Origin of the sequence: Cupriavidus sp. WS, from assembly GCF_000395345.1 — a bacterium.
Lineage (GTDB): Bacteria > Pseudomonadota > Gammaproteobacteria > Burkholderiales > Burkholderiaceae > Cupriavidus > Cupriavidus basilensis_B.
On sequence record NZ_AQPL01000298.1, the window covers coordinates 1 to 10,590 of the forward strand.

At 71.9% G+C, this 10,590-nt stretch carries 5 protein-coding genes; 2 read left to right on the plus strand and 3 right to left on the minus strand.

All coding sequences use genetic code 11. The annotated features are described in order from the left end of the window. Positions 1-1,198 (plus strand): PLP-dependent aminotransferase family protein (locus K206_RS0123320; RefSeq protein ID WP_029043987.1); only part of this gene is annotated, 1,198 nt, incomplete at its 5' end. Between the two features lie 25 nt (positions 1,199-1,223). Here K206_RS0123320 and K206_RS0123325 read toward each other — a convergent pair. The 3 genes from K206_RS0123325 to uvrA form a co-directional block, all read right to left on the minus strand. Further along, the gene (locus tag K206_RS0123325) at positions 1,224-2,552 is read right to left on the minus strand and encodes an aspartate aminotransferase family protein (protein ID WP_029043988.1); all 1,329 of its coding nucleotides are present in this window, start codon (positions 2,550-2,552) and stop codon (positions 1,224-1,226) included. Then, positions 2,545-3,627: a phosphotransferase gene (locus K206_RS0123330; protein WP_029043989.1), complete on the minus strand. Its 1,083-nt coding sequence runs from the start codon at positions 3,625-3,627 to the stop codon at positions 2,545-2,547. Before K206_RS0123330 ends, K206_RS0123325 begins: the two co-directional genes overlap by 8 nt. A 258-nt stretch (positions 3,628-3,885) precedes the next feature. After that, positions 3,886-9,780: an excinuclease ABC subunit UvrA gene (uvrA, locus tag K206_RS0123335; protein ID WP_020204809.1), complete on the minus strand. Its 5,895-nt coding sequence runs from the start codon at positions 9,778-9,780 to the stop codon at positions 3,886-3,888. Positions 9,781-10,062: 282 nt separating this feature from the next. Here uvrA and K206_RS0123340 point away from each other — a divergent pair. Further along, positions 10,063-10,590: thiamine pyrophosphate-binding protein (locus tag K206_RS0123340; RefSeq protein WP_029043990.1), on the plus strand; the 528-nt coding region annotated here is incomplete at its 3' end.

Consider the following 10,590-nt stretch of genomic DNA (forward strand, 5'->3'; position numbering starts at 1 on the left):
GGCGAGCCACGCCAGGCACACGATGGCCCTGTCCCAGCGCGGGCGCATGCTGGAGGACCTGCCCGGCGGCCTGAGCCAGTCCAGCGGCGCCTTCGTGCCCGGCGTGGCCGATGCCTCGATGTTCCCGTTCCACCTGTGGCGGCGGCTGGTGTCCCGGCACATCGGCAAGGGCGACCTCTCGCTGTCGGGGTACGCGGCCGACGGCGGCGGCTTCGCGCCGCTGCGCGCGGCGGTGGCGAGCTACCTGAAGATCTCCCGCTCGGTGGCGTGCGAGCCGGAGCAGGTCATCATCACCTCGGGCACGCATCAGTCCATCGACCTGTGCGCGCGCCTGCTGGCCGACCCCGGCGACATGGCCCTGGTCGAGAACCCGTGCCACTGGGCGTTCCCCACGGTGCTGGCGTCGGCCGGGCTCAGCATCGGCGCCGGCACCGTGGACGAGCACGGGCTGTCGCTGGAAGCGAGCCACGCGCCGCGCCACACGCGCCTGGTCGTCACCAGCCCGTCGCACCACTATCCCACCGGCGTGGTGATGCCGCTGGCGCGCCGGCTGGAGCTGCTGCAGAGCGCGCGCTCGCGCAACCTGTGGGTCATGGAGGACGACTACGACAGCGAGTTCCGCTACGACGGCGCGCCGCTGCCCTCGCTGCAGGGGCTGGACAGCGATGCGCGGGTCATCTACGTGGGCACCTTCAGCAAGGCGATGTTCGCCGGCGTGCGCCTGGGCTACCTGGTGGTGCCCGCGCACCTGGCGCAGACCTTCGCGATGGCCAGCGCCAAGCTCTACCGGCCCGGCCAGCTCCATGCGCAGGCGGCCCTCGCCGACTTCATCGACGAAGGCCACTTCTCCCAGCACATCCGCCGCATGCGGCTCGAATACGCGGAGCGGCAGAACACGCTGCGCGCGTGCCTGACGCGCCGGCTCGGCGGCGCGATCAGCCTGTCGGAGGCGCGCGCCGGCCTGCACCTGTTCATGCGCATGGACCTGAAGACGGGCACCGGCGCCCTGGTGGAAGCGGCCCGGGCGAAGCACATCGTGCTCGGCGCCCCGCGCTTCGTGGCGGCGCGCCCGGACCTGGAAGACCGCTCCGTGGTGCTGGGTTTCGGCGGCGTGCCGCTCGCCGAGATCGCCCCGGGCGTGGAGCGGCTCGCCCGGGTGGTGGAGCAATGCGGCGCGAAGAAGCGCGCGCCGGCCTGAACGCGGAACGCGGAACGCCGGACGCTCAGGCCGCGCGCAGGGCGTGGTCGGCGACCTCCAGCAGCAGGTCGGCGTTGGCGCGGCTGAACGGCAGCAGCGGCCGGATCTTCAGCACGTTGCCGCGCGGGCCGGTGGTGCTGATCAGCACGCCGTTCTCGCGCATCGCGTTGACCACGCGGCCGGCCTCGTCGGCCGCGGCCTGCTTGCCCGCGCGGTCGCGCACCAGCTCCACGCCGATGAACAGGCCCGCGCCGCGCACGTCGCCGATCAGGTCGTGCCGGCGCGCCAGCTCGCCGAAGCCCTGCCGGATGTAGTCGCCGATCGCGGCCGCGTTCTCCTGCAGCCCGTTCTTCTGGATCACGTCCAGCGTCGCCCGGGCGGCCGCGCAGGACACCGGGTTGCCGCCGAACGTGTTGAAGTAGCGCGCCTCGCGGCCGAACGCCGCGATCACTTCCGGCCTGGCCACCAGGCCCGAGACCGGATGCCCGTTGCCCATCGGCTTGCCCATCGTGACGATGTCGGGCACCAGGCCGTGGCGCTGGAAGCCCCACATCGCGGTCCCCGTCCTGGCAAAGCCGGCCTGCACTTCGTCGGCGATGAAGATGCCGCCGGCGCGGCGCATTACCTCGACCGCCTCGCGCAGGAAGCCGGGCGGGTCGGCGAACACGCCGTCGCTCGAGAACAACGTGTCCACGATCAGCGCGGCCGGCCGGATGCCGTGCCGGAGCATGTCGTCGATGGCGTGCTGGACGTCGCGCGCGAACCGCGCCCCCACGGTGTCCGGGTCGCCGAAATAGCTGTCCGGCGCGGGCACGGCGCGCACGTCCGCGCCGAGCGGGACCGACTTGCCCAGCGACGGCGAGATCGCCGCGACGGCGGCGGTGACGCCGTGGTAGGCCAGCTGCGTCACCACCACGCCGGTGCCGCCGGTGTGGCGGCGGGCGATGCGCAGCGCCAGGTCGTTGGCTTCGCTGCCGGTGCAGGCGAACATCGCCTGCGAAAGCTCGGCGGGAAAGGTGGCCAGCAACTGCTCCGCGTAGTCCAGCACGCCTTCGTGCAGATAGCGCGTGTGGGTGTTGAGCGTGGCGGCCTGCCGGGCGATGGCCTCGACCACCTCGGGGCGGCAGTGCCCGACCGATGCCACGTTGTTGTAGGCGTCGAGGTAGGCCTTGCCGGTGTTGTCGTACAGCCAGACGCCCTCGCCGCGGACCATGTGCAGCGGCTCTTCGTAGAAGAGCCGGTATGCCGGCCCCAGCAGCCGCTGCCGGCGCTCGATCAGCGCGCGGTCGATGTCGCCCAGCGTGCCCGACCGCGCGGGGTCGAAGGCGTTGAGCATGGCCTTGTCTTTACTCATGGTGGTTCTCCGGTTCGCCGCCGATCGCCTCTAGCACGGTGTGTTCAGCCTGCCCGCGCGGCAACGCGGCCAGGCGATGAAGGCCGGTCCACGACAGGGCATTGTTGCGCAGGATGTATGCGCTGTTCTCGGGATGCTGCCGCGCGCGCCAGCCGGTGATCAGCACCGTGATCAGCAGCCGCGCGGCGATGAGGTCGGGCAGCACGCCGGCCTCCGCCTCGGTCAGCGGGAGGACGCGGTGGTAGGCCCGGACGCAGTCGAGCGCCGTCGCCAGCGGGTCGGGCGCGTCGGCGAGCTGGTAGGCGCACGCCACGGCGAGGTCGTTGACCAGCGGCGCCTCCACCATGTCGCCGAAATCCAGGATCGCGGTCACGCGCTCGGTGTCGTGCTCGTCCACCAGCACGTTGTAGGCGTTGAGATCGTTATGGATGACCTGCCGGCGCAGGCCCGCGACCCGCTGCGCGGTGGCCTGCTCGTAATGGTCGAGGAACTGCGTGGCCAGCGCGCGACGCGGGCCGTCTTCGACCAGGGCCAGCAGCGGACGCAGCTGGGAGACGTGCTGGATGTCCCACAGCAGCCGGTGATTCGAATGCGCGTGGGAAAAGCCCGCCAGGGCCTGGTCGAAGCGCGCCAGGGCGCCGCCGAGGGCCTGGCGCTGCCTGGCGCTGCGCGCCACCTTGTACAGCGGCACGCCGGGCAGGAAGGTGATCAGCCGCACCGCCTGGCGCAGCCCGCCGGCGCCCACCTCGCGCCAGTGGATGCTCTCGCCGCTCCTGGTCGGCAGGATGCCCGGCACCGGCAGCGCCGGCTGTGCACGCATCAGGTGCAACTGCGCCTGGGTCTGGAAATCCGTTACCCCGGGGTCCTCGGCCGGGTGCGTGACCTTGAGCACGTAGGTGCCGCCATCGCGGCCGTCGAGCCGGAAATTCTGGTCGCGCTCGCTGCTCAGCACCGTCGCGCGGCTGTCGATGCCATACACTTCCGCGGCCAGCGCCTGCGCCTGCCGGAGGTCGAGCTTGGGTGTCGACACGGCAAACAGCCCGTCGCCGCCGAGCGGATCCGGCATGCCATGCATGCCGCCTGCCTGCGCCTGCGTTGCCGCCTGGCGCTCAATCGCCTGCCTCATATCTGGATCTATCCGTAGAGTGACCGTGCGCACAACTATAGGGCGCATTGGCGTTACTTTGGATAGCCATTTCCGAGTATTCCATATGGCCACTTTGGTCGCTTTCCGGTAATCCGCCGCCGCGCCGCTCAAGTTGGTGCAGGCGGGCAGGCGGGCGCGGCCCAGGTTGGTGCACGGCGCGGCGCGCCCGCGCCGCCGCGCCGGCCCCTAGGACACCGCGACTTTCCGCGGCCGCGCGGCCTGCGTGCCGGCCGGCGCGGCGACTGCCCGCCCGCGCGCCAGCACCGGCGCCAGCGCCGCCCCGGTATGGCTGGCCTTGACCTTCACCAGCCCTTCCGGATCGGTCGCGGCGACGATGGCGCCGCCGGCCACGCCGCCCTCCGGCCCGAGGTCGATGATCCAGTCGGCCTCGGCGATCACGTCGAGGTCGTGCTCGATCACCACCACGCTGTGGCCGCCGTCGGCGAGCCGGTGCAGCACGCGGATCAGCTTGGCCACGTCGGCCATGTGCAGGCCCACGGTGGGCTCGTCCAGCACGTAGAGCGTGTGCGGCGCCTGCTGGCCGCGCCGCGTGATGTCGTCGCGCACCTTGGACAGCTCCGTCACCAGCTTGATGCGCTGCGCCTCGCCGCCGGACAGCGTGGGCGAGGGCTGGCCCAGCGTGAGGTAGCCCAGGCCCACGTCCTTCATCAGCTGCAGCGGATGGGCGATGTTGGACATGGCGGCGAAGAATTCCACCGCCTCGTCGATCTCCATCGTCAGCACGTCGCCGATGTTCTTGCCGCGCCACGTCACCGCCAGCGTCTCGGGGTTGAAGCGCTGGCCGTGGCAGACGTCGCACGGCACCTTCACGTCGGGCAGGAAGCTCATGCCGATGGTGCGCACGCCCTGGCCTTCGCAGGCCGGGCAGCGGCCGTCGCCGGTGTTGAACGAGAAGCGCGAGGCGGAGTAGCCGCGCGCCTTGGCTTCGAGCGTCTGCGCGAACAGCTTGCGGATGGTGTCCCACACGCCGATGTAGGTGGCCGGGCACGAGCGCGGCGTCTTGCCGATCGGGGTCTGGTCCACTTCCAGCACGCGGTCGATGCTCTCGAAGCCGGTGACGGCGTCGCAGCCCTGCCAGTCGTGCGCGACGTCGAGCTTGCGGCGCGGCTCGGCGCGCGCGGCGCTGCGCGTGCGCGCGGCATTGGCGGCATCGGCGCCGGCGGCCTTGCGCGCGCGGCGCGTGGCCGGCGACGACATCACCGAGCGGCCCACCGCGTCGAGCAGGTTGGTCATCAGCACGTCGCGCGCGAGCGTGGACTTGCCCGAGCCGGACACGCCGGTGATCGCCACCAGCCGCCCGAGCGGGATGCCGGCGGTGACGCCGCGCAGGTTGTGCAGCGAGGCGCCGTGCACGGTCAGCCATTGCGCCGGCACCGCCTCGCGGCCCTTGCCTTCGGGGCGCACCGCGCGGCGCGGCTGCAGCGGATGCAGGATCGGGTGCGCGAGGAACTGGCCGGTCAGCGAGTCGGGGCTGGCCGACAGCGCCGCCACCCCGCCCTGCGCCACCAGCGTGCCGCCGCGCTTGCCGGCGCCGGGGCCGATGTCGATGATGTGGTCGGCACGGCGGATGGTGTCCTCGTCGTGCTCCACCACCACCAGCGTGTTGCCCTTCTCGCCGAGCTTGCGCAGCGCGTCGAGCAGGATCTGGTTGTCGCGCGGATGCAGGCCGATGGTGGGCTCGTCGAGCACGTAGCACACGCCCTGCAGGTTGCTGCCGAGCTGCGCGGCGAGGCGGATGCGCTGCGCCTCGCCGCCCGAGAGGCTGGGCGCGGCGCGGTCCAGGCTGAGGTAGCCCAGGCCCACTTCTTCCAGGAACTGCAGGCGGCTGCGGATCTCGCTGACCACGTCGCGCGCGATCTCGGCGTCGCGCCCGGCCAGGCGCAGCGTCTGCACCCAGCGGTGGGTGTCGGACACGGTCCACCGCGCCACGTCGGTGATGGCGTGCGCGTCGAACGTGACCGCGCGCGCCACCGGGTTCAGGCGCGTGCCGCCGCAGTCGGGGCACGGCAGGTCGGCCACGTCGTCGGGCTCCTGCTGCTCGGACGGCAGGGTCTGCTCGCGGCCGCGGTTGTCGTCGGCCATCACGGTGTCGTCGAAGGCGGCGCGCTGCTCGCGCGTGAGCGTGAGGCCGGTGCCGACGCAGCTCGGGCACCAGCCGTGCTTGCTGTTGTACGAGAACAGGCGCGGGTCCAGCTCGGGATAGCTGGTGCTGCATACCGGGCAGGCGCGCTTGGTGGAGAACACCGTGGTGGCGCCGATGCCGCGCGTGCCGCCGTTGCCCATCGCGTGGCCGAGGCCGTCGAGCGGCGCCAGCAAATGCATCACGCCCTTGCCGGCTTCGAGCGCCTGGCCGAGCAGCGCGCGCAGCGCGGCCTCGTTCTCGGCCGAGACCTTGATGTCGCCGACCGGCAGCTCGATGGTGTGCTCGCGGAAGCGGTCCAGGCGCGGCCACGGATCGACCGGCAGGAATTCGCCGTCCACGCGCAGGTGCGTGTTGCCGCGCGCCTTGGCCCACTTGGCGAGGTCGGTGTAGACGCCCTTGCGGTTGACCACCAGCGGCGCCAGCAAACCCACGTGCTGGCCCTTGTAGTCGCGCAGCAGCTGCGCGGCGATGGACTCGGGGCTCTGCGAAGTGACCGGCGTGCCGTCGTGGATGCAGTGCTGGATGCCCAGCTTCACGTACATCAGGCGCAGGAAGTGCCAGACCTCGGAGGTGGTCGCCACCGTGCTCTTGCGCCCGCCGCGCGACAGGCGCTGCTCGATCGCCACCGTGGGCGGGATGCCGTACACCGCGTCCACCTCGGGCCGCCCGGCCGGCTGCACGATCGAGCGCGCGTAGGCGTTGAGCGATTCGAGATAGCGGCGCTGCCCTTCGTGGAACAGGATGTCGAAGGCCAGCGTGGACTTGCCCGAGCCGGACACGCCCGTGACCACGTTGAACTTGCCGTGCGGGATGTCGACGTTGAGCGCCTTGAGGTTGTGCTCGTGCGCGTTGACGATGCGCACCACGTCCACGCCTTCCACCGCGCGGCGCTCGCGCGCGGCGCGCAGCGCGGCCTGCAGCGGCACGCCTTCGTCGTCGAGCGCGAAGGCGTGGCCGATGGCGCGGTCGTAGTGCAGCAGCGCCTGCCCGGTGTGGGACGCCGCGCACTGCCGCACGTCCTGCGGCGTGCCCACGCACAGCACCTCGCCGCCGGCGTCGCCGCCCTCGGGGCCGAGGTCGATGATCCAGTCGGCCGCGCGCACCACGTCGAGGTTGTGCTCGATCACGATCAGCGAGTGGCCGCCGTCGAGCAGCTTGCCGAACGCGCGCATCAGCTTGGCGATGTCGTCGAAGTGCAGCCCGGTGGTGGGCTCGTCGAACATGAACAGCCGGCCTTCGTGCGGCAGCGGCTTGTTGCGCGACGCCATGCCGCCGTGCGCGGTCTCGGCCAGGTAGCCGGCTAGCTTGAGGCGCTGGGCCTCGCCGCCCGACAGCGTCGGCACCGGCTGGCCCAGCTTGACGTATTCCAGGCCCACGTCGACGATCGGCTGGAGCACGCGCAGCACCGCGGCGTCGCCGGCGAAATACGCCACCGCCTCGCTCACGGTCAGCTCCAGCACGTCGGCCACGCTGAGCGGGCGCGGCGGCTGGCCCGGCAGCGCGCGCTCGATCTTCACCTCGAGGATCTCGGCGCGGTAGCGGCGCCCGTCGCAGTCGGGGCAGCGCAGGTAGACGTCGGAGAGGAACTGCATCTCGACGTGCTCGAAGCCGGAGCCGCCGCACGTGGGGCAGCGCCCGTCGCCCGAGTTGAAGCTGAACATGCCGGCGGTGTAGCTGCGCTGCAGCGCCATCGGCGCCTTGGCGAACAGCTTGCGGATCTCGTCGAACGCGCCCACGTAGCTGGCCGGGTTGGAGCGCGCGGTCTTGCCGATCGGCGACTGGTCGACGAACACCACGTCGCTGACCTGCCCGGCGCCTTCCAGCCGGCGGAACGCGCCGGGCGCGTCGGTGGACTTGCCGAAGTGGCGCGCCATCGCCGGGTAGAGCACGTCCTGCAGCAGCGTGGACTTGCCCGAGCCGGACACGCCGGTCACGCACACCAGGCGCTGCAGCGGGATCGCCACGGTGACGTCGCGCAGGTTGTGCTCGGTGGCGCCTTCCAGCACGATGCGCGGCGTGGCGGCGTCCACCGGGCGCGGCGCCCACGCGGACAGGTCGGTCACCTGGCGGCGCCCGGCGAGGTATTCGCCGGTGAGCGTGCCGGCGGCGCGGATGTCGCCCGGCGTGCCGTCATAGATGATGTTGCCGCCACGCTCGCCGGGGCCGGGACCCATGTCGATCAGGCGGTCGGCCGCGAGCATCACGGACGGGTCGTGCTCCACCACCACCAGCGTGTTGCCGGCGTCGCGCAGGCGCCGCATGGCCTCGACGATGCGGTTGAGGTCGCGCGGGTGCAGGCCGATGCTGGGCTCGTCGAGCACGAACAGCGTCTTCACCAGCGAGGTGCCGAGCGCCGTGGTCAGGTTGATGCGCTGCACCTCGCCGCCGGAGAGCGTGCGGCTCTGGCGGTCCAGCGTGAGGTAGCCCAGGCCCACGTCGCACAGGTATTTCAGGCGCGTGCGCACCTCGGCCAGCAGCAGCTTGAGCGCGTCGTCGAGCATCAGGCTCGGCAGCGTGAGTTCGTCGAAGAACTGGCGGATGCGCCCGATCGGCATCAGCATCAGGTCGTGCACGGTCAGGCCCGGCAGCGCCTCGAGCTGGCCGCGGTCCCAGTCCACGCCGCGCGGCAGGAAGCGCCGCGCCGGCTCGCACACGGCGTCGGCGCCGGCCTTGCCGCCCAGGCGCCACAGCAGCGCCTCGGTCTTCAGGCGCGCGCCGCCGCAGGTCTCGCATGGGGTGTAGCTGCGGTACTTCGACAGCAGCACGCGGATGTGCATCTTGTAGGCCTTCGACTCGAGATAGTCGAAGAAGCGCTTGACGCCGTACCAGTGCGTGTTCCACTTGCCGTTCCAGTCCGGCGAGCCGTCGATGACCCAGGCGCGCTCGGCCGCGGTCAGGCTGGACCACGCTACGTCGCGCGGGATGCCGGCCTTCGCGGCGTAGCGCATCAGGTCGTCCTGGCATTCCTTCCAGGCCGGCGTCTGCATCGGCTTGATGGCGCCGTCGCGCAGGCTCTTGCGCTCGTCCGGGATCACCAGCCCGAGGTCGACGCCGATCACGCGGCCGAAGCCGCGGCAGGTCTCGCACGCGCCGTAGGCGGAGTTGAACGAGAACAGCGCGGGCTGCGGGTCGGCGTAGCGGATGTCGCTCTCGGGGCTGTGCAGGCCGGTGGAGAAGCGCCACACCTGCGGCTCGGCCGCCTCGTCGGCGGCGTTGAGCACGTAGACGTTGACGCGGCCGCCGCCGCGCTTGAGTGAGGCCTCGATGGCCTCCAGCGCGCGCGCCTTCTCCGTGTTGCCGAGGCGGAAGCGGTCGGCCACCACGTCGAGCACCTTGCGCGGGCCGGTCGGCGACGCGACCACGCGCTGCGCCTGCACGCGCGTGTAGCCGCTGACCGACAGCCATTGCGCGATCTCGGCCTCGGTGGTGGTCTCGGGCAGCTCCACCGGGAACGTCACCACCAGGCGCGGATCGTCCTGCGCGGCGCGCGCCTGCAATTCGGCGTAGATGGTCTCGGGCGAATCGTGGCGCACCGGCTGCGCGGTCTTGCGGTCGAACAGCTCGGCCGCGCGCGCGTAAAGCAGCTTGAGGTGGTCGTTGAGCTCGGTCATGGTGCCGACCGTGGAGCGCGAGCTGCGCACCGGGTTGGTCTGGTCGATGGCGATCGCCGGCGGCACGCCGTCCACGCGGTCCACCTGCGGCCGGTCCATGCGGTCGAGGAACTGGCGCGCGTAGGCGCTGAAGGTCTCGACGTAGCGGCGCTGGCCCTCGGCGTAGAGCGTGTCGAACACCAGGCTCGACTTGCCCGACCCGGACGGCCCCGTCACCACGGTCATTTCGCCGGTGTGCAGGTCGAGGTCGAGATTCTTGAGATTGTGCTGACGGGCTCCGCGGATGCGGATGACACCGGATGACATGGCTTGCGTCCTCTTGGCTTGCGGTTTGCTGCGGGTGGGCGGGGCGCGGCGGCGAGTGTCGCCGGCGGCACGCAGCATGCGGTATTGGTACGATCAGGCCGCTATCCTATCCCGAAGCACGCGCGCGCGCCCGCTTGCCGGGTGTGGCGCTGACATCTCCTGACAGTACGCTGTCAGGAGAAAACAGGGACGGATACGCCGCCGGGCTGGCAAACTGCGGGCATGGCCGCGCCGCGGGCGGCGCCCGGCCCACACCGAAACCACGAGAACGGAAAAAAAACGATGGCGAAGTCCCCACGCGGCGCCGACGCGCTCGCCGCCACGCTGGCGCGGGCCGGCGTGCGCCGCCTGTTCACCTTGTCCGGCAACCACGTGATGCCGGTCTTCGATGCCTGCCTCGGCGCCGGCATCGCGCTGGTGCACGTGCGCCACGAAGCCGCCGCCGTGCACATGGCCGACGCCTGGGCGCGCCTGACCGGCGAGGTCGGCGTGGCGCTGGTGACCGGCGGCCCCGGCCATGCCAACGCGGTGTCGGCGCTCTACACCGCGCAGATGTCGGAGTCTGCGGTGGTGCTGCTGTCCGGCCACGCGCCGAACCGGCAGCACGGCTTCGGCGCGTTCCAGGAAATGCGCCAGGCCGAGATGGCGGCGCCGGTGTGCAAGGCCGCGTGGACCTGCGCCGGCGCGGATGCGGTCGCCGCCGACATGGCGCTGGCGATGCGCATCGCCGCCGCCGGCCGGCCCGGCCCGGTGCACCTGAGCCTGCCGACCGACGCGCTCGAAGACCTCGTGGGCCCGGCCGGCGCGCCC

Excerpts from the sequence above, each read along its gene's own strand:
- K206_RS0123330 (WP_029043989.1), bottom strand. The coding sequence starts at position 3,627 with ATGCATGGCATGCCGGATCCGCTCGGCGGCGACGGGCTGTTTGCCGTG.
- K206_RS0123325 (WP_029043988.1), bottom strand. The coding sequence starts at position 2,552 with ATGAGTAAAGACAAGGCCATGCTCAACGCCTTCGACCCCGCGCGGTCG.
- uvrA (WP_020204809.1), bottom strand. The coding sequence starts at position 9,780 with ATGTCATCCGGTGTCATCCGCATCCGCGGAGCCCGTCAGCACAATCTC.